General features: G+C 62.5%; 18 protein-coding genes. 7 read left to right on the top strand and 11 right to left on the bottom strand.

The genetic code is table 11. The features are described 5' to 3' along the window. Positions 1 to 27 precede the first annotated feature (27 nt). From J3P76_RS09150 to J3P76_RS09125, 6 genes are all read right to left on the bottom strand, one after another. On the bottom strand, positions 28 to 1,224 hold the full coding sequence (locus J3P76_RS09150) for an efflux RND transporter periplasmic adaptor subunit (RefSeq protein ID WP_434606653.1): 1,197 nt from the start codon (positions 1,222 to 1,224) through the stop codon (positions 28 to 30). 15 nt (positions 1,225 to 1,239) lie between these two features. Beyond that, on the bottom strand, positions 1,240 to 2,709 hold the full coding sequence (locus J3P76_RS09145; RefSeq protein ID WP_434701772.1) for an efflux transporter outer membrane subunit: 1,470 nt from the start codon (positions 2,707 to 2,709) through the stop codon (positions 1,240 to 1,242). Beyond that, positions 2,706 to 3,179, bottom strand: coding sequence for a MarR family winged helix-turn-helix transcriptional regulator (locus J3P76_RS09140; RefSeq protein WP_434648223.1), 474 nt, complete (start codon positions 3,177 to 3,179; stop codon positions 2,706 to 2,708). The genes J3P76_RS09145 and J3P76_RS09140 overlap by 4 nt, the downstream gene beginning before the upstream one ends. A 232-nt stretch (positions 3,180 to 3,411) precedes the next feature. Continuing rightward, positions 3,412 to 7,098 (bottom strand): translocation/assembly module TamB domain-containing protein, encoded by a 3,687-nt coding sequence (locus J3P76_RS09135; RefSeq protein WP_434701771.1) that lies wholly within the window; start codon positions 7,096 to 7,098, stop codon positions 3,412 to 3,414. Next, entirely contained in the window at positions 7,095 to 8,822 is a 1,728-nt protein-coding gene (locus J3P76_RS09130) for an autotransporter assembly complex protein TamA (protein ID WP_434701770.1), read from the bottom strand. Before J3P76_RS09130 ends, J3P76_RS09135 begins: the two co-directional genes overlap by 4 nt. 65 nt (positions 8,823 to 8,887) lie before the next feature. Beyond that, complete coding sequence (locus J3P76_RS09125) at positions 8,888 to 9,532, bottom strand: GNAT family N-acetyltransferase (protein WP_420765811.1); 645 nt, start codon at positions 9,530 to 9,532, stop codon at positions 8,888 to 8,890. Positions 9,533 to 9,707: 175 nt separating this feature from the next. On the opposite strand from J3P76_RS09125, the gene xthA reads away from it, so the two are divergent. The 6 genes from xthA to J3P76_RS09095 all read left to right on the top strand — a co-directional run bounded on the left by xthA (position 9,708) and on the right by J3P76_RS09095 (position 15,716). Further along, entirely contained in the window at positions 9,708 to 10,520 is an 813-nt protein-coding gene (gene xthA, locus J3P76_RS09120) for an exodeoxyribonuclease III (protein ID WP_434559689.1), read from the top strand. Positions 10,521 to 10,744: 224 nt separating this feature from the next. Next, positions 10,745 to 12,079, top strand: a complete 1,335-nt coding sequence (locus tag J3P76_RS09115; protein ID WP_420765809.1) for a substrate-binding domain-containing protein — start codon at positions 10,745 to 10,747, stop codon at positions 12,077 to 12,079. A gap of 380 nt (positions 12,080 to 12,459) precedes the next feature. Further along, positions 12,460 to 13,389 (top strand): alpha/beta fold hydrolase, encoded by a 930-nt coding sequence (locus J3P76_RS09110; protein ID WP_420765808.1) that lies wholly within the window; start codon positions 12,460 to 12,462, stop codon positions 13,387 to 13,389. 137 nt (positions 13,390 to 13,526) lie between these two features. After that, positions 13,527 to 14,921 carry a 2-oxoadipate dioxygenase/decarboxylase HglS gene (gene hglS / locus J3P76_RS09105; protein ID WP_434701769.1) on the top strand — a complete coding sequence of 465 codons (1,395 nt, stop codon included), beginning with the start codon at positions 13,527 to 13,529 and terminating at the stop codon, positions 14,919 to 14,921. A 10-nt stretch (positions 14,922 to 14,931) separates the two neighbouring features. Beyond that, complete coding sequence (locus J3P76_RS09100; protein ID WP_434606668.1) at positions 14,932 to 15,102, top strand: hypothetical protein; 171 nt, start codon at positions 14,932 to 14,934, stop codon at positions 15,100 to 15,102. A 95-nt stretch (positions 15,103 to 15,197) separates the two neighbouring features. After that, positions 15,198 to 15,716 carry an Hcp family type VI secretion system effector gene (locus J3P76_RS09095; RefSeq protein ID WP_420765805.1) on the top strand — a complete coding sequence of 173 codons (519 nt, stop codon included), beginning with the start codon at positions 15,198 to 15,200 and terminating at the stop codon, positions 15,714 to 15,716. Positions 15,717 to 15,884: 168 nt separating this feature from the next. On the opposite strand, the gene J3P76_RS09090 is transcribed toward J3P76_RS09095, so the two are convergent. The 5 genes from J3P76_RS09090 to J3P76_RS09070 all read right to left on the bottom strand — a co-directional run bounded on the left by J3P76_RS09090 (position 15,885) and on the right by J3P76_RS09070 (position 20,590). After that, positions 15,885 to 16,058: a hypothetical protein gene (locus tag J3P76_RS09090; RefSeq protein ID WP_420765804.1), complete on the bottom strand. Its 174-nt coding sequence runs from the start codon at positions 16,056 to 16,058 to the stop codon at positions 15,885 to 15,887. Positions 16,059 to 16,088: 30 nt separating this feature from the next. Next, positions 16,089 to 16,331 (bottom strand): hypothetical protein, encoded by a 243-nt coding sequence (locus J3P76_RS09085; RefSeq protein WP_420765803.1) that lies wholly within the window; start codon positions 16,329 to 16,331, stop codon positions 16,089 to 16,091. A gap of 62 nt (positions 16,332 to 16,393) precedes the next feature. Continuing rightward, the gene (locus J3P76_RS09080; protein WP_434606673.1) at positions 16,394 to 17,464 is read right to left on the bottom strand and encodes a lipocalin-like domain-containing protein; all 1,071 of its coding nucleotides are present in this window, start codon (positions 17,462 to 17,464) and stop codon (positions 16,394 to 16,396) included. Further along, positions 17,454 to 19,922 (bottom strand): FtsX-like permease family protein, encoded by a 2,469-nt coding sequence (locus J3P76_RS09075; RefSeq protein WP_434702024.1) that lies wholly within the window; start codon positions 19,920 to 19,922, stop codon positions 17,454 to 17,456. The genes J3P76_RS09080 and J3P76_RS09075 overlap by 11 nt, the downstream gene beginning before the upstream one ends. Beyond that, the gene (locus J3P76_RS09070) at positions 19,922 to 20,590 is read right to left on the bottom strand and encodes an ABC transporter ATP-binding protein (RefSeq protein WP_420765801.1); all 669 of its coding nucleotides are present in this window, start codon (positions 20,588 to 20,590) and stop codon (positions 19,922 to 19,924) included. Before J3P76_RS09070 ends, J3P76_RS09075 begins: the two co-directional genes overlap by 1 nt. Before the next feature lie 248 nt (positions 20,591 to 20,838). Between J3P76_RS09070 and J3P76_RS09065 the strand changes: the two genes are divergently transcribed. Then, positions 20,839 to 22,758: an acyltransferase family protein gene (locus tag J3P76_RS09065; RefSeq protein ID WP_434627663.1), complete on the top strand. Its 1,920-nt coding sequence runs from the start codon at positions 20,839 to 20,841 to the stop codon at positions 22,756 to 22,758. Position 22,759 lies beyond the last annotated feature (1 nt).

Here is a 22,759-nt window from a genome sequence, read left to right as displayed (position 1 = left end):
CCTCGCCACAGGGTTGGCGGCGCTGCTTCAGCGCTGCGCGGTCTTGCCCGCCGCCGCGCTGTTTTCATGAATCAGGCGCGTGATCATCGCGTCGGCGTCGGCCAGCTGGCGGTCGTAGACCTGGGTGCTGAACGTGGCTTTTTGCGGTGGCTGCTGGGCCAGAACCGGCCCGCTCTGGTCATGCAGGTTGACGTCGACCTGGGTCGACAGCCCCACCCGCAGCGGATGCTTGGCCAACTCTTGGGCATTGATATGAATGCGCACCGGCACCCGCTGGACGATCTTGATCCAGTTGCCGGTGGCGTTCTGTGCCGGCAGCAAGGCGAATGCGCTGCCGGTCCCGGCGCCCAGGCTGTCGACCGTGCCGCTGTACTTCACATCGCTGCCATACAGATCGGTCTCGATGTCCACCGGTTGGCCGATGCGCATGTCGCGCAGTTGGGTTTCCTTGAAGTTGGCGTCGATCCACAACTGGTCCAGCGGGATCACGGCCATCAACGCGGTGCCCGGTTGCACCCGTTGGCCGAGCTGAACGGTGCGTTTGGCGACGTAACCGGTCACTGGCGCGATCAAGGTGCTGCGAGCATTGGTCAAGTACGCCTGGCGCAGTTGCGCGGCGGCCGCTTGCACGTCGGGATGGGACGACACCACGGTGTCATCCACCAAGGCGCTGGTGGTCTTGAGCTGCTGCCGGGCATTGGCCAGGGCGTTCTGCGCCGAGGTCAGGTCATCCCGGGCATGGGACAGTTCTTCCTGGGAAATCGCCCCGCCCGCCGCCAGGTTCTTGCGTCGGTTGTAGTTCTCCTGGGCCTTCTGCACTTCGGCTTCTTGCGCATGGACTTGCGCCTTCATGCCATCGACATTGCTGTACAAGCCGCGCACCTGGCGCACGGTACGGGCCAGGTTGGCCTGGGCACTTTGCAGCGCAACTTCGGCATCGTTCGGGTCGAACTGCACCAGCACCTGGCCTTCGCGCACCAGGTCGCCGTCATCGGCGCCGATGCTTATCACGGTCCCGGTGACCTGCGGGGTGATTTCCACGACGTTGCCGTTGACGTAGGCATCGTCGGTGCTTTCGCTCCAGCGCCCATACAGTTCGTGCCAGGCCCAGACGCCCAGGCCACCGAGAATGACGATCACGGCCAGGGCGAGCAGCATGACCTTGCGTTTGCGTGGGTTGCCGGTGTCCTGTGACGTTTGTTGCGTTGTTTCGGCAGTTGCCATGACAAATACCTCGAATCAGTGAGCCGGCGCGGTGGCGGCCGGTGCGGCCGAAGCCACGGTTTGGGTGTCGAAGCCGCCGCCCAGGGCCTGCATCAGTTGGATCGACAAATCAATCTGCTCGGCATTGAGCGTTGCCAGTTGGCGCTGGGCCTGGAGTAACTGCTGCTCGATGCTCAACACGTCCAGGTAATTGCCGATGCCCGAGCCGTAGCGCTGGACCACGGTGTCATAGGAGTTCTGTGCGATATCCACGGCGTGCTGCTGGGTGCCGATCTGCCGGCCGATGTCACGCAACTGATTGATGGTGTCGCTGACATCGCCAAGTGCCGCGACCAGGCTCTTGTTGTATTGCGCCACCGCCAGGTCGTAGTCGGCGTCCCGGGCGTCCAGGTCCGCCCGCAAACGTCCACCGTCGAAAATCGGCAGCGACACCGTCGGCGCCACGTTGAAGAAGCGACTCGCTGAACCAAACATCGCGTCACCCAGCAACGATTGCACCCCGGCCGCCGCGCTCAGGTTGAGGTTGGGGTAGAAGTTCGTCTTGCCGGCCTCAATGTTCTTGCTAGCCGCCTCCACCCGCCACCGCGCGGCGACCAGGTCCGGACGACGGCCCAGCAACTCGGCCGGCAGGTTCGACGGCAAGGCGACCGCGCTGGCCTGCAACACGTGGGGCCGGGCGATTTCGTTGCCACGATCCGGCCCTTTGCCCAGCAGCACCGCCAAGGCGATCTTGGCGCTTTGCAAACGCTTCTCCGCGTCGATCAATGTGGCATCGGCGCTGGCCTCCAGGCTTTCGGTCTGTTGGAACTGATATTCGCTGTCGATTCCGGCGCTGAGTCGGCGCTTGCCCAGGTCGAGCATTTGACGCGTGCGCTTGAGATCTTCGTTGGCCAGGTCATAAATGATATGGGCCTGGCCCAAGTCGCTGTAGGCCCGGGCCACGTCAGCGGCCAGGGTCAGCTGTGCGGCCTGGCGGTCAATCTCGGCGGCGCGGGCCTGGCCGAGGGCAGCTTCCCAGGCAGCGCGCTGGCCACCCCACAAATCGAAGTCGTAGTTGAAATCCACGCTCAGCGAACGCAAGGTGCTGTAGGCGCCGCCCTGCCCTTGCGGGTCCTGGTCGCGAGCCAGGCGCGAACGGCTCACGCTGCCGCTGGCGTCCAGGGACGGCAGACGCGCGGCATTGGCGGCGTAAGCAGCGGCGCTGGCCTGGTGAACACGGGCGCTGGCGATCTGCATGTCAGGGCTGTCACGCAGCGCTTCGCGGATCAGGCTATCGAGTTGCGGATCGCCGAGGCTCTTCCACCAATCGCTTTTGGGCCACGAGGCCGGCGACAACGTGACGCCAGTCAGCGATTGTCCTGCCTGGAGGCTTTTGGCCTCGAGGCTGACACCTTCGGTATTCAGGCCACTGTAGCTGGCACAACCGGCCAGGCTCATGGCCAATAGCACCAGGCTCAGGCCGGTACGCAAGGTTTGACGCTTCATTTTTCCCCCAATCGCAGGACGGTGAAGGGATCACCGGCGGCGAGCAGTATTTTCTTGAGGATGTTCTCGAGGGTTTGCAGCTCCTCGCGGCTGATGGCACCGGCCAGTTGATTCATGGCGTCGGCCCCGATGAATGGCAGGCGGTCAGCCAGCGCTTGGCCGGCCTCGGTCAACACCAGGCGGACCTGCCGTCGGTCCTGGGCCGAGCGTTGGCGAACCAGAAAGCCCTTCTGCTCCAGGCGGTCGAGCATTCGTGTCATCGAGCCGCTGTCCAGCGACAGGTAACGACACAGCTCCACCGGCGTGTCGATGCCGTGCTGGGCCATGATGATCAGCACCTTGAACTGCGCGGCAGTGATGCCGACGGGCTCCATGTGCGTGTCGATGATCCGATCCTTGAGCATCGCGGCACGGCCGAGCAGCATGCCGAGATGGCAATTGTGGAATTCGTCTGGGGTGAAATGCTTCATCTGACCACCTTTTGCTGCCTAGGCAGTGAATGTATGACGAGATGTTACTGCCTAGGCAGCAAATGTCAAACAAATAGTTAGTTAGCTACGCATAAACAAACAGACGCAGAAAATTTCGTGGAGCGAGCCTGCTCGCGATAGCGGTGTGTCAGTCATCGAAGATGCTGAATGTCATTGCGCTATCGCGAGCAGGCTCGCTCCCACATTGGGCATCGGGAATGTAAAAAGGGGATCAGAAATCGCGCTTGTAAAAGATATCCAGCGAACTGGCGACGCCGCTCGCGGCTTCGAGGTAGACCTTTTTGCTCAGCTTGTAGCGCAACGCGATGGTATTGGCCGGTTCGAACACACCCACGCCATAGCGCAGGCTGAGTTTTTCCGACAGGTTGCCGCTGGCGACCACGCTGGTGTCGTTGCCACTGCCTTGGGTGTCGAGCTGGAAATCTTCGATCCCCAGATTGTTGGCCAGGCTGGTGGTCACTCCGGAGCTGCCCATCAAGCCCAGGCCCAGCGCTGCCTGGGCGAGCATGTTGTTGTCCTCCCCCGTGGTGCTCAACGGCCGGCCCAGCACCAGGTAGGACAACGCCTGCTCCTGGCTCATGGCCGGCTCCGAGAAAATCTGCGTGGCTGGCTGTTCGGCGCTGCCGCTCAGGCGGATGCCGGCGATCACATCGTCGGTCTGGCGGATCGCCTCGATGTCCAGGTACGGCTGGTCAATCGGCCCGGCGAACAACAATCGCGCCCGACGCACCGTCAGCCGTTGCCCATAGGCTCGGTATTTGCCGTCGTTGAGCCACAGCTCGCCGCGTGTGTCCATGTTGTCGCCGATGTGGACCTGCCCTTGCACATTGGCCGTCAGGCCGAAACCTGAGAAGGCGAGTTTTTCCTGGCCGACGATCACGTCGATGTCCATCGCCATGGCCATCGGCACCTCGCCCTCTTCAGTCTGGTGGCCGACGATCACCGTGTCATCCGAAACCTTGACCGTAGACGGCGGCAGCTCGCGTATGGTGATCTCGCCCTTGGGCACCAGGACCTTGCCCGCAATCGAAAGCCGCTCCCCTTGCATCGTGATGTTCAGGTCTGGCGCGACATCCAGCACCGCGTAAGGCTCGACGGCGACCGGCAGTTGCGAGCCCTTGAGCGCCAGGTCCAGGGTCAGGGCCTCGCCCCAGCTGATGTTCCCCGTCAGTCGGCCTTGCCCGCTCTTGCCACTTTTCCAATCACCATCGAGCCGTACGGTTTCGCCAGCGATCATCGCTCGCATTTGCAGGGCTTCGAGGCTGACCGGCAGCTCCGGGCCGGACACTTCGCCGTCACTGAGCACGAGGTTGCCGTTGACCTGGGGCGCGAGCAAGCCACCGGACAGCGTGCCGCTGCCGTTCAAACGACCGGTCAGGGTTTCCACCATCGGCACGAACGGCCGGGCTACCGACAGGTCCAGACCGCTCAGCCGGAAGGTGCCGCTCAACGGTTTGCTGGCCGGCAACGGATTGATTCGCGCCTGAAGCGTCAGTTCACCCAGCCTCTCGCCGACGAAATTGACGTCCGTATCGATGCGCGTGGGCGTCAGGCGGCTGTTGAGCGTCAGGGTCTGATAGGGGAAATCCAACCATTGCCCCTTGCCCTGCTCTTCGTCTCGAATCCGTAACGTACCGCCGCTGGCATCCACCAACACTCGACCGTTTGGGCCGCTGGCCGGCAAGTCCAATTGCAGGTCGGCATTGAGCCGGCCCTGCCAGCCGAAGTCCTTGGGCATCCACTGGGCCAGGCTTTCGATGGGGAATTGCTTGAGGTGATAACGCAGCTTCGGCTCCGGCATCAGGCGCTGATCCTCGCCGCAGAGGCTGGCCGGGCCGGATCGCCAACAGTGAGCACCGAAGTTCAGCGTGCCGTTGGCCAGGCGCTCCAATTTGGCCGGCGCCTGCAAGCGCCAGGTTTGCCCGCCGACTTGTACATCTCCCTTGGCAAGGCGTCCGCGCCAGTTGCCTTGGTCGAGCGAACCATCAAGAGCCAAGTTGGTTTCCAACTGAGGCCCTTGCAGGTCGAGATTGAGCCTCTGTTGCTTGATGTCGCCCTGTCCGCTGACCGTCAACACGCCCAGCGATGTTTCGCCGGCCCGGATGCCGCTTGCCTTCAGGTCGACCTTGCCCCGCTGCGCACTGTCGAGCGTCGCGTCCAGGTTCAGGCTTTGCAGGCGGTTGTCCTGAAAAGCCAACTGCGTGCCTTGCACACCGAGCTTGCCTAGGGGCGCCTTGAGCGTTCCGGCCAGGTCGACGCGTCCGGAGACTTGGCCACGCAATTGCGGCCAGAGTTGGGCCAGCCGTGACAGTTTGATGTCGATCTGACCGCTGAGCTTCTGTTGCAGGCTTGCGGTGCCGTTGATGCGATTGTCGCCCAGACGAATGTCCAGGGCGCCGAGGTTCCATTGCTCGCCTGCACCGTTGGCCTTGGCCTGGAACAGCGCCGGTTGGCCGCGCAGCTTGCCCTTGAGGTCCAGGTCCGCGTCGAGTTCGAGGCGGTCGTTTTTCATCGCGCCTTTACTGCGCAACGGCCCGGCCAGCGTGCCGGGAAGCTCGCCAAGCCAATACGCCGGGTTGATGGCCGACAATTGCAGCGCCGTATCCCAAGCGATGCCGTCGGCAAATTGCAGGCTCAAGTGCCCCTCGGCCTTGCCCTCCCCGGCGGCGACCTTGAGCTGCGGCAGGTGGATTTGCGTCAGGTCGCCGCTGAACGGGCTGTCGACGCTGAACGCCCCGGCCGGACCGTCCAACGCCGCCTGGAAGTTGCCGAGGTATTGGCCATCGGTGTACGAGACCTCGCCATTGAAACTGCGCAGCGTGACTTGCGGTTCTTCGATCAGCGGATAGAGGCGATGCCAGGGGAAATCCAGCCAAGCCACTTCCGCTTCGGCGTTCAGGCCCTCGCGCCAATCCAACCGCCCGGTGAGCTTGAGGCTTTGCTGGTCGCCGGCGTCAAGATCAAGGCCGGCGATCTGCGCACCGTTGGCGTCCACCTTGCCCTGCAACAGCAACGCCACCGGTTTTTTTTCGGCGCGAAGGCTCGCCTTGCCATGCAACTGGTAACCCTTTTTCAGGTCGCCTTCGCCGGTCAATTCCACCTGGTCGAGCAGCAGCGTGTCCGGTAAATCGGCGCTGGCCTTGAAGCCATCGGCAGTGATGCGCACCTTGGCCGGCAGGTTATCCGCCAGGGGTTGCAGCTCGCCGGTCAGGCGGCCTTGCAGATAGCCGCTGCTGTCGGCGGCCAGATTTAGGGTCTTGAGCAACTCGCCATCGACTTTCAGATCCAGCGCCCAAGGCGTCGCACCCGGTGCCGGCAACGTCAGCTGGCCCGCGGCACTCAGCGGCCAATCACCATGCGGCTGCAACAGGCCGGAGAGTTTCAGGCTCAGTTCGTCGCGTTGCAGTTGCACCGAGTCGATCTGCAAACCCTCGGCGGTCCAGTGCGCCGCCAGTTGCAGGCCCTTGAGTTGCTCGCTGCCGTTGAACGACAGGCTGCCCACCTGGACGTCGCCCAGTTCGATCGCCAGGGGCAAGTCCAGGTCCGGCAGGCTGATCGGACCGCTGCTCGGCTCGTCGGCAGATGCCGGCAGTTGCACCGCAACGTTGTCGGCCTTGAGCTGATCGATGTACAGGGTCATGCGCAGCAGGCACGACGGCGACCAGGCGAAGATCGGCTGATGAAGCTCCACCCGGCTGGCGTCCTGCTGCCACAGCACCCGGTCGGCACTCCATTGCCCGCCCAACCGCCCCTGGAAACTCTCCACGGTCAGGCCCGGCACCAGGCCGAGTGCCCAGCGGCTTCCGAACGCCGTGCCCAACACGATGCTCGACACGAGCACGAGCGTCGCCAGCAACCCGCCGAGGGCCAGCAACGTTATCTTCAAACCGCGATTCACAACTCTGGCCCCATGGAAAAGTGCAATCGAATGCCGCCGTCGTCGTCCAGCGCGTGGGCCAGGTCGAGGCGGATCGGGCCGACCGGCGACACCCAGCGCACGCCGACGCCGACGCCGGTCTTCAGGCTCGGCAGCTCGAGACTGTTGAAAGAGTTGCCCTGATCAACAAAGGTTGCGACCCGCCATTTTTCCGCGACTGAATACTGATACTCGAGGCTGCCGGCCATCATGTAGCGGCCGCCGATACGGTCGCCCTCGGAGTTCTCCGGCGACAGGCTCTGGTAGTCGTAGCCGCGCACGCTCTGGTCGCCGCCGGCAAAGAACCGTAGGGACGGCGGAATCGATTTGTAGCCATTGGTGGCGCTGCCGCCAATCTGGGCGCGCGCCAGCAGGCGATGCTTGTCGAACACGGTGGTCAGGCCCTTGACCATGGCGGTGCCGTACAAAAGGTTATTGTCCGACCCCAACCCCTCCTTGGCGACCTTGGTGTCAAATTGCAGCCGATAGCCATTGTGCGGGTCGATACGGTTATCGCTGCGCAGGTACGAATAGCTCACACCCGGCATCAGCAACGTGCTCAGGCCCGAATCGTCACCGAGACGGTACTCCTCGCGCTGCCATTTGAGCGACACCACCCGCTGCCAGCCGCTGGGCAACTTGCTGTGCCATTCCGGCCCGACGGTCAGCAGTTTGCTGAGGGTGTCGGTGCCGGCCAGTTCTTCATATTGATAGCCGCCGGCGTAGCGCAGCTTGTCGGTCAGCGGCGGGTCCAGCGGCACGTCATACCAGAGGCCGACGTTCTGCCGGGGCGCCGAGACTTCCGCTTCCCAGCCGTAGCTGTGCCCCTGCGGGTTGACCCAGTGACGCGTCCAGTTGGCCTTGGCCCGTGGCCCGACGTCAGTGGAGAAACCCAGGCCCAGGCCCATGGTGCGCGGCTTGCGAGTATCGAGTTTGACCGCTACCGGGATCACGTTGTCGGTGGCCGCGGTGGGTGCTGCATCGACGCGAACACCTTCGAAATAGCCGCTCGATTGCAAAGCCTGGTTGAGTTCGGCAATGAGCTCGGAGTCGTAGGGCGCGCCCGCCTTGAACGGCACCATGCGTTGCAGCAGGTCTTCGTCGAAGGGCGTGTCGCCTTCGAAACTGACCGGCCCCAGGGCGTAGCGCTGGCCGCTGTCGTAGATCAGCTCGATATCGGCGATACCGGCCTGCGGATCCACGCGCAACGTCTGGCTGACGAAGCGTCCGCTGAAAAAACCATAGCGCGAGGCCTGGTTCTGGATCGTCCGCTTGGCGTCTTCATATCGACCGTGATTGAGCACAGCGCCTGGCTTGAGGCCCGCGCCGCCGGGCACGCGAAACCCCTCGAGCGATGACGCTGGGCCGTCGATGCGGATCGTGACATGACGCAAGTGCACCGGCTCGCCGGGGTCGATGGTCAGGATCAGGCGCGGCGCCTTCCCCGCCTTGACCTCGCTGTCGATCTGCGGCTGGTAGTAGCCCAGCGCCTGGGCCGCTTTGCGCGCCTGCTCTTCGGCGCCGCGACTGAAGCGCAGCAACGCTTCTTCATCACGGTCGCCCACACCACCGATGTAGCCTTCTATGTTGGCCTTGAGTTCATCATTGGACGGTTTGACCCGCACATCCAATTCACTTTGTGCCAGCGCCACGCAGCTGAGAGACAGCAAGAGCGCGCCACCGGTCATTCGTCCTGGGAAGTTCATGGCGCGGATGCTATCACGAGGTTGGGAGCCTGATAGAGCCAGACGACTCCCAAAAGTTCGTCTGATTAAGCCGTCGCGCTCCGCAGAACCTGCGGGTTCGCATGAAAGAACACATGCTCGCGGATCGGTCCTACGGCGACTTCGCCAATTTCCTCGTAACCCTGGCGTTTATAAAATTCGAGGTAACGGGAATTTCCCGTGTCCAGCACCACGCCTTGGGAATGCTCGTCCACGGCGCACCAGTTATGCACTGCTTCGAGTAACTGCTCACCGTAGTGTTTGCCCTGGAATTGCGGATGAACCCCCAACAACGGCAATACGTGCACCGCCTCCGACGGCAGGCAGGCCAGCACCGCGGCGTGGTACTCCAAGTACCGCCGGGTACAGCGAAATCCGGTGCTCAAGACCATGCGCAGGCGCCAGGCCCAGCTTTCGGTAATGCCCAGGCGGCGCTGCGGTGGGGCAATCAGCGCGATGCCGATCAAGCGATCGTCCACCAACAGACCGATCGCCGGCAGATCCTGGAAGAAATGCTGTTTGACCAGCTCTCGCACGGTCGCCCGCACCCGCTGCTCGTAACCGGGACGCTCGGACTCGAACAGGTAGCTGAAGGTCGGCTCGTGGCGATAAGCCTGATACAGCAATGAACGCGCTTCGCGGGAATAACCGCTGTCGAGCATGTGGATATCAGCAGTGGCGGTTTCAGGCATGGCGTTGCGTCTCCTGGGCGGGCTCGGTGAGGCCCTGCTCTTATTGACTACGAACCCGGCAGGGTTGCGATCGTTCCTACATGCCAAGGACATTAGCAGTGCATTTCTCCTACTGCCACGCTGGCTCCGCTCCCACATGTCAGCTAGCATCGCAGTTTTGCCAGGACAGCCGACCATGAAGATCGTCTCCTTCAACATCAACGGCCTGCGAGCCCGTCCCCATCAGTTGGCGGCACTGATCGACAAGCACCAGCCGGACGTGATCGGGTTGCAGGAAACCAAGGTCCACGATGAACAGTTCCCACTGGCCGAGGTGCAAGCCCTCGGTTATCACGTGCACTACCACGGGCAAAAAGGCCATTACGGTGTCGCCCTGCTCTCTCGCCAGCCTCCGCTGAGCTTGCACAAAGGCTTCGAGACCGACGACGAAGACGCCCAGCGGCGCTTCATCTGGGGCACGTTTGCCGATGCCAACGGTGTGCCGGTGACCATCATGAACGGCTATTTCCCACAAGGTGAAAGCCGCGATCACCCCACCAAGTTCCCAGCCAAGGAGCGCTTCTACAGCGACTTGCAACAACTGCTGGAAGCCCGCTTCAGCAACGACCAACCGGTCGTGGTGATGGGCGACGTGAACATTTCCCCCGAGGATTGCGACATCGGCATCGGCCCGGACAACATGAAGCGCTGGTTGAAGACCGGCAAATGCAGCTTCCTGCCGGAAGAGCGCGAATGGATGGCTCGCCTGAAGAACTGGGGCCTGGTGGACAGCTTCCGCCACTTGAACCCGGACGTCACCGACCGCTTCAGTTGGTTTGACTATCGCAGCCGTGGTTTCGAAGACGAACCCAAGCGCGGCCTGCGCATCGACCTGATCCTGGCGTCCCAGGGCTTGCTGCCACGGGTCAAGGACGCCGGCGTGGACTATGAACTGCGGGGCATGGAAAAGCCGTCGGACCATGCGCCGATCTGGTTGGAATTGAACTGAATCCCAGCCTTCGGATTCCCTCCAAAGGCTGCCCTGTGGAAGCGAGCTTGCTCGCGATAGCGGTTTATCTGCCACATCAATACTGACTGTGCTGCCGTCATCGCGAGCAGGCTCGCTGCCACAGTTGCTGCGCCGGTTATTGGCCGGCGTCGCACCGCTGTCATCTTTCAGTAACCCGACTGACTTAATCTTCCGGCATTTCCCAAGGTCAGAAGGTGGCCGGCATGCGGCTGTGCGTTGTGTTTTTCCTGGGCCTCTGGCTGCCGTGCGTGGCATGGGCCGGCCGTTTGCCCATTCCTGAACACGGCCCCGCCCTGCGCCTGCAGGGCTCCAACACCATTGGCGCGGCGTTGGGGCCGGCCCTGGTCCGAGGCCTGATGGAAGACCAGGGATTGCTCAAGGTCAGCACTGAAATTACCGGCCGCGACAACGAGCAACGCATCGTCGGACAAACCGCCGAAGGCCAGCGAGTCTCAGTCGAGATCGCCGCCCACGGCTCCAGCACCGGATTCACCGCCCTCAAGCAAGCCAACGCCGACCTGGCCGCCTCTTCCCGGCCGGTCAAGGACAGCGAACTGCACGACCTGGCGGCCCTTGGAGACCTGAAAAGTCCTACCGCCGAGCAAGTCATCGCCATCGACGGCCTGGCGATCATTCTTCATCCACAAAACCCGTTGCGACAGCTCGACACCCGGCAACTGGCGCGCATTTTCAGTGGCGAGGCGAAAACCTGGGAAGCCGTGGGCAGTGTCGGCGGGGCAATCCACCTGTATGCGCGGGACGAGCAGTCCGGGACCTACGATACCTTCAAGGAACTGGTACTCAACCGACAAGGGAAAAAGCTGGATCCTACAGCTCGGCGCTTCGAATCCAGTGAGCAGTTGTCGGACGCTGTCAGCCAGGACCCGCAGGGTATCGGTTTTATCGGCTTGCCCTACGTAAGGCAGGCCAAGCCCCTGGCAATTGTCGACGGCGATTCCCAGCCGATGTTGCCGCTGAACAACCTGATTGCCACCGAGGACTATCCCCTGTCCCGACGATTGTTCTTTTACCTACCCCCTCTGCAAAGCAATCCCTGGGCCGAGGCTCTGGTCGATTTCACCCAAAGCGAACAGGGCCAGGCCATCGTTGCAGCGAACGGGTTCATTGCACAGACCGTACAAGCGATGTCCGTCACCCCCAACGCGCTGATGCCAGAGGGTTATCAGGCCCTGAGCCGCCATGCCCAGCGCTTGACGGTGAATTTTCGTTTCGAAGAAGGCAGTGCCAGCCTGGACAACAAGGCCCAACAAGACCTGGGCCGCGTACTCGATTACATCAAGCAGCACGGCAAGGCCGACCGGCGCGTGACCCTGGTAGGTTTCGGCGATCTCAAGGACGACCCGGCGCGAGCCGACCTGCTGTCAAGGCTTCGGGCCATGGCGGTGCGGCGCGAACTGGTCAAATACGGCGTGACCTTGCGCGAGGTACGCGGATTCGGCGCGTTGATGCCGGTGGCGGCCAACAGCGAAGACGAAGGAAGGGTCCGGAATCGGCGGGTGGAGGTTTGGGTATATTAAACGCCACAATCAAAAAGCGAACTCGGTTTTGTGGCGAGGAGCTTGCTCCCGTTCGGCTGCGCAGCAGTCGTTGAACGGCCGACGTGGTGTTCCTGATCACCACGCCAGCCCCTTTTGGGGCCGCTGCGCAGCCCAGCGGGAGCAAGCTCCCTTGCCGCAAAAGCCAGTGCGCTACCGCCGGCCGACTCGACCACTGACGCTTTCAACGTTCTCCATGAATCTTGGCTATACATGAAAAAGGAGATTCGCTGGCCGACATCGCGTGTTTCAGCAAACCCGCCCCGTCGTCGCGGTATCCCCAGGTTTGAGCTTCACTTACGTAATGACGCCGCCGACTCAGGAGGCGGGTCGAATCCACCATGACCCATGGAGGTAAAGACATGCTGGTGTTGTGGGTGGTCCTCGCCGTGTTCATCGTCTGGAGCTGGCTGACGTATCCAGGCATCGGACATGTGTTGTACGACCTGGGTATGGCCTTGGAAGCGCGCCTTTATCGGCTGCACAAAATCACCGTGCCCATCAGCGAAATGACCGTGTCGACCTGGCAAGGCGGGCCTTACGAAGCCTCCGGCAGCATCCTGATGTTGCATGGCTATAGCGCCGACAAGAACCTGTGGCTGCGCTTCGCCCGGCACTTCGTCAACCAGTACCGGGTGGTCATACCCGACTTGGCCGGCCATGGCGAAACCGGCTTCAAGGCCGGCGGCGGCTACGACATCCCGACCCAGGCCCGGCGAGTCATCGAACTGCTCGATGCCTGCGGCCTGGACAAGGTCCACGTCATCGGCAACTCCATGGGCGGCCACCTTGCGGCGTGGCTGGCGGCGACTTCGCCTGAACGAGTGCTGACCCTCGCGCTGATCGACCCGGCCGGCGTCACTGCTCCCGAGCCCAGCGACATGGAGCGTCACCTGGCCGCCGGCCACAACCCGTTTCTGGTCCACTCCCGGGATGATTTTGCGCCCTTCTACGCCATGACCATGGCATCCCCGCCGTGGCTGCCCAGCGTTGTACTCGCGGCGTTGGCCCAGCGTTACGAGCAGCGCCGGGAGGAATTGGCGGAAATTTTCGTCGACTTGCGCGCCAGCCCGGCGATGGAGCCTCGCCTGGACGATATCCGCGCACCGTCATTACTGCTTTGGGGACGCAAGGACCGGCTGATCGACGTCAGCAGTGTGCCGGTGTGGAGCAAGGGCATCGCCGACCTGCGAGTGGAAATCTGGGAAGGCGTAGGGCACATGCCCATGGTTGAAAAACCCGGCAAGACCGCGGCGCTGTATCGGGACTTTCTTGAGGGATTAGGGCAGTGAGGAAGATGCAGGACTGAAATGAGCCACCCATCAGTCCTTGGCAGAATGAAGTCCTGAAGATTCTTCGTTTGCCGGCACTGGCGAAGGCTGCGATCTTTCGTCCAACTTTCCCACAGCCCTCGCCAGGAATCCTTACGATGAGCTTCGTCAGCCCCGACTTGATCCGCCAACGCTTCTCCAAGGCGATGTCCGACATGTACCGCGACGAGGTCCCGTTGTATGGGGCATTGATGAACCTCGTGGAGCAAACCAACGCCCAGGCACTGGCCAACGACCCATCACTGGCCGAGCACCTGAGCAGCACCGGCGAACTTCAACGCCTGGACATGGAACGCCATGGCGCGATCCGCGTCGGCACCGCCCCGGAACTGGCGATGCTGGGCCGGCTGTTCGCGGTCATGGGCATGCAGCCGGTGGGTTACTACGACCTGACGCCGGCTGGGGTGCCAGTGCACTCAACGGCCTTCCGCGCCGTTCATGAAAAGTCGCTGCAAATAAGCCCGTTCCGAGTATTTACGTCGCTGTTGCGCCTGGAATTGATCGAAAACAGCGAACTGCGGACCTTTGCCGAGTCGGTGCTGGCCAGACGGAAAATCTTCACCCCGGGCGCCCTTGAACTGATCGATCTGGCCGAACGCCAGGGCGGCCTGACGCAACCCCAGGCTGACGATTTTGTCCTGCAAGCGCTGGAGACTTTTCGCTGGCACCACAGCGCCACCGTTACCGCCGATCAATACCGACAACTCAGCGCCCAGCATCGCCTGATCGCCGATGTCGTGGCGTTCAAGGGGCCGCACATCAACCACCTCACACCGCGGACTCTGGACATAGACGTCGTCCAGGCCCAGATGCCGCTGCATGGCATCACGCCCAAAGCGGTGGTCGAGGGGCCACCGCGTCGCCGGTGCCCGATCCTGCTGCGCCAGACCAGCTTCAAGGCGCTCGATGAACCCGTCGCGTTCACTGACCAACCCCAATCCCAGGGCAGCCACAGCGCCCGTTTCGGGGAAATCGAACAACGTGGCGCGGCTCTTACGCCAAAAGGACGGGCGCTCTACGACCAACTGTTGAATGCTGCGCGGGATGCCTTGGGCGGATTTCCCAATGAAGCCAATGCCGAACGCTACAACGCGCTGATGGCCGAACACTTTGCTCAGTTTCCCGATGATCACCAATCATTGCGCCGACAGGCGCTGGCTTACTTCCGCTATTTCGTGACGCCGGCGGGGCTTGCCGCCAAAGGCGCGATGGAACCGAATGTCTCGCTGGAACGCCTGTTGGAACAGGGCTATCTGCGCGCCGAACCGCTGGTCTACGAAGATTTCCTGCCGGTCAGCGCCGCCGGGATATTCCAGTCGAACCTTGGCGACGCCGCCCAGAGTCACTACGCAGGGCAATCCAATCGACAAGCGTTCGAAACTGCACTGGGACGGCCGGCCATCGATGAGTTGGGGTTGTACGCCGAGATACAAAAGCGCTCCCTCGAGGAATGCCTGTTGGCGTTGGGCGCTCAGCAAGCGAGCCACGAATAAAGAGCAGGAAATGGCACAACAGCTCATCGGCCATGCCCTGTCGTTGCTGTTCGTTGCCCGAGGCAGGCGCCCTGCGCTGCGTGGGCAATGGAACGTGGAGCGCGGTGCAACCTTCTGCGTGAATTTCGCGACTTTGCCGCTATACCCAATCGCAGAAAACCTACAACTGATTGATTTTTAAACATTTTATAAAGATGGCATAGCTCTTGATAACGGTCAGCCGCCTCGGGACGATTCCCGCCCCGGCATCCCGTTATCCAGGAAGGAGAGCATCCATTGGCTACCCCCGCTTACATGTCCATCGAAGGCACCAAACAAGGTCTGATCACCGCCGGAGCGTTCACCGCCGACTCGGTGGGCAATACCTATCAGGAAGGTCATGAAGACCAGATCATGGTGCAGGGTTTCCAGCACCAGGTGACTATCCCCCGCGACCCTCAGTCCGGGCAGCCAACCGGCCAGCGCATACACAAACCCTTGGTCATCACCAAGGTGTTCGACAAGGCCTCGCCGCTGCTCCAGGCAGCCCTGACCAGCGGCGAACGGCTGACGAAAGTCGAAATCCAGTGGTATCGCACCTCGGCCGCGGGCACCCAGGAACACTACTACACCACCACTCTGGAAGACGCGATCATCGTTGATATGAACGACTACATGCTTAATTGCCAGGACCCTGGCAACAGCCACTTCACCCATCTGGAGGACGTCCACTTCACCTACCGCAAGATCACCTGGACCCACGAGGTGAGCGGCACTTCGGGCTCCGATGACTGGCGCACCCCAGTCACAAGCTAAGCCTCACGGGTGTTCGCCCAGTGCGACGGCCTCGGCATTCCATGCACTGGTAAAGAGCCTGGCACTGGGCGAACGCAAACAATGATAGTGGAGCTTGCGAGGGATGTGCGTGAGCCAGGCTTAAATTATTCTTCATGAGGACGGCAAGGCAGCCTGCTCCCGGCAGCGTTATTTGCGCCTTGCTGTTTTCTGCGCGTCGGTTTCCTGCGCATCGGGGTTGCCCTGCTGCTGTTCGCGCTTGGCCGGGTCGTTGGGCCGCAAAGCGTCGTTGTCACGCTCCACTTCACCGGGCAAGGCCGGGGCGTCGGGGTTCTGCTGGGTTTGATCATGGCTGGACTTCATCACGAACTCCTTGGGTTGGCTTGAAAGGTATCAAGCGTCGGGGTCTGCCATTTCCTCGGCAACGTTGGCATCTGGCGAGCGTTGGTGGAGCTCCTCAGCCTTGGTTTTCAAATCTTGCCACCGGTCCAGGTCAATCTCTCCCAGGCCGAACAGGTCGTCGGCGAGCCGCATCAGCTCGGTGAAATGAGCATCAGGCGACTCCTGCCAATAGGCCTTGTCGTCGAATAGCCGCTGCCAGTTGGCCAGCGACGGTTGTTTGATGTCATCGCTCATGACGGACTCCCGCGAGGCATTCATAGGTATGAGGGGCGATGAACGCAGGGAGTTCCGACGAATCAATACCCCGTCATTTCCAGATAACCGGTGCCACCATGACTGCCGCTCAGTTGCACCGGCCCCTCCCAATACGGGATGCGAAGGTTCATCCAGGCATTGGGGTTCAGGGCTCGCGTGGTGATATCGAATTGCTTGCCGGGAATCCTGATTGACCAGCTCACTGGCATGGGCCTTCCCGCAACTTCGGCGGTGTCCAGCGGTGTGAGGCTGATTTGGCTGGCGGCCAGTGTCGTCGCCTGGCCTTGGGCGTCAATCCAGGTGCCGGTGAGGTACGGCTCACCGTCCTTGTGGCGCATGCGGTAGAGCATCACGTGCTCGCCTTTGTCCAAGTGCAAGGAAAACCAGTCCCACCCGGTCTGGTTTTCCGTCAAGGGCTGGCTGCTCCATTCCCGGTCGAGCCAGGCCGGGCCACTGACCTGATAGCGCTGGCCATCGATTTCCAAGTGACCTCCGGCTCGAAAAAACGGTTGGCTGTAATAGTACGAGGCCTGGCCTTGCTCGGATTTCTGACTGAAGCCTTGGTTGCCCTGCAGCACCAGTGGACGGCTCGACGTCAGCCGCAGGTCGTAGCTGAAGCGCGGCCCGCGCGCCTGCAACTGCATGTCTGCGAGCGGGTCCGGGCCAGCGGCTTGAGTACCGAATCGCCAGTCGTCGATCCAGGCCTCGAAGGGCGTGGTACGCACCCCGGCCTGCCCCACTCCACCCCGGGCGTAGCGCTCGGCGGCGTGATGGACGGTGGCGGACGTGACGGCGGCATGGCCGAGCCAGATCGTCTGGTTGCGCCAACCGCTGGCCGGAGGCGCGGCATCCAGGGCGCTGCGGAACAGCGTCCACTGCACACCGAAATCCCGCCCCTCGACGTCCTTGAGATTGGCGGTGACGTACCACCACTCGATGCGAAAGCCTTCATGCGCACCATGATCGGCTGGAAAGCTGAACACGCGCCCAGGTACCACCGGCGTAAAGGCGACAGCCTCGGTACCCAGCCCTGCAAAGCCCTTGTCCGGAGGCGTTGTGTTGTCACAACCGCCGAGCAGCGCCAGCAACACCAGGCCGATTCTAATCCTCATGGGCGAAAGTCCTCAGCAGGTCCGCCGGCCGCGTGCGGTACAACGCATAGAGCGGCCAGGCCGATGCCAGCAGCGTGGCGAACATCGCCAGGCCCAGCAGCTGCGCCAACTGCATCGGAAAGATGCGCAATGGCAGGCGCCAACCAAAGGCCTGGACATTGATGACCGCGTCCAGGCACCAGGCCAGGGCAATGCCCAGCGGCAGGGCCAGCAGCAGCGTCAGCAACGCCAGCAGCCAGGTCTGCCCGAGGTTGAGCAGCATCAATTGCCGCCGCGTGATTCCCAATGCCCATAACGGCGCCAACTGACTGAGGCGACTCTGGCTCTGGGTCAGCAGGCTGATGAACAGCGCAACGCCAGCCACCGCCAGGGTCAAGCTGTTAAGCGCCGCCGTGGCGGCAAAGGTGCGTTCGAACACTTGGGTAGACCAGCCCTTGAGTCGAGCCTGATCGACAATGCGGTTGTCATCCAGGTTGAAGCGGTCTTGCAACGCCGCCAACATCGGGGGGATGGCCGACGGCTCGATACGCAGATTGAAGCGATTGGGTGCGAGCTGCGGCCAATGCGCCCGTAAATGTTCGGCGTTGATGAGCACATGGCCCTTGGGGTTGCCGTAGTCGGCATAAATCCCGACAACCCTTGGGGTCCAGGGCCCTTGCGGGGTCGGCAAGTTCAAGCGGTCGCCGATCCGCACCTTCAGGCGCCGAGCCAGTTGTTCGCTGAGCATCAGCGTGTCGGCTGTTGCCAGTTGCTGCCAGGCTTGGTCACCGGCGGACTCCAGCAACGGCCAGTGCTGGCGATAGGACGAGTGATCGATGATGCCGTAGATGTCCGTCGGCCAACCTTGCAACGGCATCGACACCTGCCAGTTGGGCAACACGGCGGTGATCGTGGGTTGCTGGTTGAGCCAGTCGTGCAGTTCGGCCGCCTGGGCCGGCGTTTGCGGGTTGATGTACAGCTCGGCGGTCAGTCGCTGCTCGAGCCAGTCACTGAACGTCTGGCGAAACCCCGACGTCATGCTGCCAGCGCCGATGTTCGCCGCCAACGCCAGTAGCAGCGCCATCAGCGCCAGGCTCAACGTCGGCAGTTGTTGACGGCAATCGGCGAGGAACCATTGGCCGAGCACCGAACGGCTGCGGCGCAGCAGTCGGTTCAATACGGCGTTGAGCAACACCGGCAAGGCCAACGCCGCGCCCAGCAACAATGCGGCCATCAGGACAAAACCGCTCGCCAGGCTGTCGCCCCAGGCAAGCGCCAACGCGGCGACCAGCGCCGCCAACAGCGCCACCCCACCTTGGCGCCGCAACCAACGCGCATGGGCCTGGTGCCAGGCCTGGGGATTGGCCAGGGCCAACAACGGTAGGCGAGCGGCGCGCAACAGGCTCTGGGCGCCGGCCAGTACAGCGCCGAGCAGGCCCAGGCCGATACCGCCCAGCCACCACCAGGGACTGAGGTTCAGTTGTCCGGGGACTTCGGCGCCGTACAAACCTCGCAGGCTCGCCGCTACATCAGGCAACAACAGGCTGGCCAGCCAATAACCACTGAGCACGCCGGCGATCCCGCCCAGCAGGGCCAGTGCGCCCAGTTCCAACGCCAGGCTGGTGATCAGCACCCGCGCGCTGACGCCGCAGGCCCGCAGGGTCCGCAGCAGGCCGCGGCGTTGCTCCAGGGCTAGGCCAATGGCGGCATGGACGATGAACAGGCCCACCACGAAGGACAAAAACCCCAGTGCGTCGAGATTCAAGTGGAAGCTTTCGGTCAGGCGCGACAGGTTGTTTTCGTCCTCGGCGCGCTTGAATTGCAACAGCCCGTTGAAGGCCTCGGGCAAGGCGGCGGTGTAGGTGCTGGGCAGTACCAATCGTGAAAGCTGGTCCGGCATCCGAAGTAGCGCTTGAGCAAAACCGATGTCCATCAGCAGCACGCCCGGGGCCATGTCCGGCTGCACGTGCAAGGGTGGCAGGGCCTGGCCGTCAACGGTGCGGGGGCGGTCGCCTTCCTTCAACCCCAGGGCCTGCAATGTCTGCGGTGCAATCCAGGTGTGGCCGGCACCTGTGAAAAATTCCACCACCTCGGCAATCTCCCGCCCCTGCCCCGCCAAAGCCGAACCCGGCGGCAGCGACACCGGGTCGATCCCCATCAGTTGCAGGCGTTGGTCTTCGTGCCCCTGGAGCGTCACTCGCGCCTGCAACACCGGCGACACCGGCCAGCCCTGGCGGCGCAGGTCGATGAACCATTGCTGCGCGAACGTGCCACCGCCGGGGGCGCTCAAGCTGGCCTGGGGTTCGCCGCCGATCAACTGACTGGCCCGGGCGTAGCTGTCGCGGGCCTGACTGTTCAACGCCTGCACACCGGTCAGCAGGCTGGTGGCGAGCCAAAGTCCGGTCAATACACTGAAAAACTGCACCGGGTGCCGGCGCCAATGGCTGAGCAGCGCCTTGAGGGTCTGGCGAACGATCATCACCCCTGGGTCGCCTCTGCCAGGCGCCCGCCCTGCAATACCACCCGATGGGCCAGGCGCGCCGCCACCCGCTGGCTATGGGTGACCATCAACAGGCTGGTCGGGCTGCCGTCGAGCAATTCCAGCAACAGCTTCAGCACTTCGTCGCTGGTGGCTTCGTCCAGATTGCCAGTGGGTTCGTCGGCCAACAGTAACGGCGGACGTGACGCCAGCGCCCTGCCCAGGGCGACCCGTTGTTGCTGCCCGCCGGAAAGCTGCTCGGGATAACGCCGCAGCAGTTGCGACAGCCCGAGCCGCTGCACCAGATGCGTTTGCCAGGCCGCGTCGAAACGCCCACACAGGCGCGCCTGGAACGCCAGGTTGTCTTCCACCGGCAAGCTGCTGATCAGGTTGAACTGCTGGAACACCAGGCCGATTTCCGTGCGCCGCCAGTTCGCCAACTCATGTTCACTCATGCCGTCGAGCCGATACCCGCCGCTGCGAATACTGCCGCGATCGACCTTGTCCAGGCCGGCAACCAGGTGCAACAAGGTGCTCTTGCCACTGCCCGATTCGCCCATCAGCGCCAAGCTGCTGCCGGGGGGCAAGGTCAGGTCGATGCCTTGCAACACCGGCAAAAGACCTTGGGGGGTTGGGTAGCTTTTGAATACTTCTCGAACTTCAAGCATTGAAAGGCTCATTGGGTAAAACCATTGGCTCTCAGGATAGCGGAATCGAGGGCCACGGCCATTGGCCGACGTCATCGGCAGTTTCCGTTACCACTGGTCGCCACCCCTGCCTGACGCGCCGGATAATCTTGCGCTTCGTCAACTTTCTGCTATTGATCAATAACTAACGCGCGCCGTTAAAGGCTGTCGGCGCAATCGTCATTAACATGACGCATTAAGGATTCCTCCTTTCACGGACGATCGCCGCCATGCCTCACACCCAATATCGCCCCGATATCGATGGTCTTCGCGCTGTTGCGGTGATCGCCGTGTTTATCCATCACCTCAACGCCAGCCTCTTACCAGGCGGCTTCGTCGGGGTGGACATTTTTTTCGTCATCTCGGGGTTCCTCATCACGTCCCAGGTGTTCAGCGAGATCCAACAGAACACCTTCTCCATGAAGCGTTTTTATCAGCGGCGCATCAACCGCATCGTACCGGCGCTGACGACGGTGGTGGTGGCGAGCGTGATTGCCGGGATCTTCGTCCTGTCTCCGGTCGACCTGACCCGACTGAACATCAGCGCGCTGTCCTCCCTGCTCGGTGTTTCGAATATCTATATCTGGATGAAGTACGGAAATTATTTCGCGGCGGACGCCAGCGAAGCCCCACTTCTGCATACCTGGTCACTGGGCATCGAAGAACAGTTCTACCTGCTCTGGCCGCTGCTGATGCTGATGCTGTGTCGATGGGCACCCCGCTACTTGCTGCCGCTGGTGTGCATCGGCGTTGTCGTGACGGTTGGCGTTTCGCAGTACGCCACGACCCTCGTTCCCTCTGCCTCCTACTATCTGCTGCCCACACGTTTTTTCGAACTGCTGCTGGGGGCGACGTTGGCGATTTATCTCGCGCAGCCACGTACGTTCAGTGACGGGGTGGGCCGGATCTGGGCGCTGGCGGGAGCCGGATCGATTGCCTATTCATTGTTTGCACTGAGTCCGGAAACAACCTTTCCCGGCCTCAATGCGCTTATACCTTGCCTGGGGGCGGCGCTGTTGATCCTCGCTGGCAGCGGCGGAACACGCTCGCGCTGGCTGACCAACCGGCCGATGGTATTTGTTGGTCTGATTTCCTACTCGCTTTACCTCTGGCATTGGCCCTTGATTGCGTACCTGAGATATCTGGATATCAACATCACGCTCCCGCTGGGGCTGGGCCTGATGGCAGTGGCGACGCTACTGGCCTGGTGTTCCTGGCATTTTGTCGAAGTCCCCTTTCGACGAACCGGGGCGCTGTTGCCGTTCACCCGCGCATTTGGCCGTCGGTTCATGGTTCCAGCGTTGGGGCTGGCCGTGCTGGCTGTACTGAGCGTGCAATGGCAGGGGTTCCCACAGCGTTTCGTACCGCAGGTGTCAATCCTTGAAGCGATGAGCCTGACCGAACCGAACAAACTGCGTGAGCGCTGCCACATGCCCAATGCGCGCTACAACGCCGCGCCCGATCCGGCGTGCCACCTCGGGGCACGCAAGGCGCAGATCGACGGCGTGATGGTCGGAGACTCTTTCGCCAACCATTTCACCGGCATGGTCGATGTCCTGGCCGAACCCAACGGCATCGCCTTGATGGATTACACCCTCGACAAGTGCCCGCCCATCTTCGGCCACGCCGCCGAGATGTCGGCGGGTTACGGGGCACGCTGCGTGGCGCGCAATGAGCAGGTGTTGCAGTTGATCGAGCGGAACCGGTATCCCTACGTGGTGCTCGCCGGCGCCTGGCCCCGGGACCCGGCAGCAGGAGCCGTCATCGAGGCAAGCATCCGGCAAGTGGCGGACCGGACCGGCCAAGTCATCGTCGTTCTCAGCAATCAGCCAATCGACAACGCCGCGACGTGCCCGGTGCGCCGCTTGATGTTCGCTCCTCTTCGGCAGTGTTCAACGCGGCTGGACGCCGCGGCGCCCTATTGGACGCAGATACGCGCCAGGCTGCCTCAGGTGCGCTTCATCGATCCCAACCAGGTGATTTGCCCGGCCGGCCTGTGCAGCCCGATCATCGACGGACAACTGCTCTACCGGGATGACGCGCACTTGAACGATGTCGGCTCGCGTTTCATTGGCCGCGCGCTCCGCGACCTGGGCTTCACGCTGCTGTACGACCCAGCGCCAACCACGCCGATTGCTACCACCCGATAGG

Origin of the sequence: Pseudomonas sp. D1-36, from assembly GCF_051132205.1 — a bacterium.
Taxonomy (GTDB): domain Bacteria; phylum Pseudomonadota; class Gammaproteobacteria; order Pseudomonadales; family Pseudomonadaceae; genus Aquipseudomonas.
Note: the sequence above shows the minus strand (reverse complement) of the source record. Positions and strands in the feature narration are given on the sequence as shown.